Genomic DNA, 322 nt, shown 5'->3' with positions numbered 1-322 from the left:
GCCAGAAGTTAATATTGAATACTAAAGTAGATACCAATCAACAAACGAAACGTTCATTAAATGGCACTGAATGATACTGCTATCATTCTTTTTTACTTTTGAAAACTCTGTACAAATACACTGTATTTATACGAATTTTATTATCAGCTTTTCCAAATTTTTAAAGAGCATATTAATTAGTTATCCCAAAGGGATACGCACTAATTAACAATCATCTGTGTGGACACTACGAACAAATAAGTTCTAAATCGTATAAGGAGGTGATCCAGCCCCAGGTTCCCCTAGGGCTACCTTGTTACGACTTCACCCCAGTCATGAATCA

The 322-nt window shown here is 34.8% G+C and carries 1 rRNA gene; it reads right to left on the bottom strand.

Annotated features, from left to right (window positions below):
- Positions 1-253: 253 nt before the first annotated feature.
- Positions 254-322 (bottom strand): 16S ribosomal RNA (locus tag PSR9079_RS23510); the annotation flags it as partial.

The sequence above is a fragment of the Pseudoalteromonas rhizosphaerae genome (genome assembly GCF_902498845.1).
Classification (GTDB): domain Bacteria; phylum Pseudomonadota; class Gammaproteobacteria; order Enterobacterales; family Alteromonadaceae; genus Pseudoalteromonas; species Pseudoalteromonas rhizosphaerae.
Note: the sequence above shows the minus strand (reverse complement) of the source record. Positions and strands in the feature narration are given on the sequence as shown.